This is a genomic window from Hungatella sp. SL.1.14, from assembly GCF_024460495.1.
In the GTDB taxonomy this organism is placed as follows: Bacteria; Bacillota; Clostridia; order Lachnospirales; family Lachnospiraceae; genus Hungatella; species Hungatella hathewayi.
Window position 1 is genome coordinate 1 of record NZ_JANFYJ010000082.1, and the last position, 999, is coordinate 999.

1 protein-coding gene is annotated in these 999 nt (G+C 50.4%); it reads left to right on the top strand.

Going from position 1 to position 999, the window contains the following annotated elements:
* On the top strand, positions 1–999 hold a 999-nt coding region (locus NE473_RS33285; RefSeq protein WP_256265540.1), incomplete at both ends, for an InlB B-repeat-containing protein.

The window sequence follows — 999 nt, forward strand, 5'->3', positions numbered from 1 at the left end:
CAGGCTGGTATACAGAAGCAACCGGTGGAAGACGATTCACCCAGGAAGATAAGATCACGGAAAGCATGACCGTTTATGCGAGATGGACTGCAAATAATGAGGTAGTGCTGACGTATGACAAGGCAGCGGCTGATGCAGCAGAGGTGCTTCCGAATACGACGGAGACGGTGCTGAGCGGCCAGAGTCTTACGAATGCAGGAAAAGATCTTGGGAGAACGAGCCGTCCCGGCTATACGTTTGAAGGCTGGTATACAGAAGAAAACGGAGCTGGAAAACAGTTCGATGCAGCCTATGTAATAGCAGAAAGCATGACTGTCTATGCGAAATGGACAGCAAATGCTGAAGTAATGCTGACGTATGACAAGGCAGCGGCAGATGCAGCAGAAGTGCTTCCGAATACGACGGAGACGGTGCTGAGCGGCCAGAGCCTTACAAATGCGGGAAAAGAGCTTGGAAGAACGAGCCGTCCCGGCTATACGTTTGAAGGCTGGTATACAGAAGAGAATGGAGCTGGAGAACAGTTCGATGCAGCCTATGTAATAGCAGAAAACATGACTGTCTATGCGAAATGGACAGCAAATGCTGAAGTAACCCTGACGTATGACAAGGCAGCAGCAGATGCAGCAGAAGTGCTTCCGAATACGACGGAGACGGTGCTGAGCGGCCAGAGTCTTACGAATGCAGGAAAAGATCTTGGAATCACAAGCCGTCCCGGCTATACGTTTGGAGGCTGGTATACAGAAGAGAACGGAGCTGGAGAACAGTTCGATGCAGCCTATGTAATAGCAGAAAACATGACTGTCTATGCAAAATGGACAGCAAATGCTGAAGTAACCCTGACGTATGACAAGGCAGCGGCAGATGCAGCAGAAGTGCTTCCGAATACGACGGAGACGGTGCTGAGCGGCCAGAGTCTTGTAAATGCAGGAAAAGAACTTGGAAGTACGAGCCGCCCGGGTTATACATTTGGAGGCTGGTATACAGAAGAGAACGGAGCTG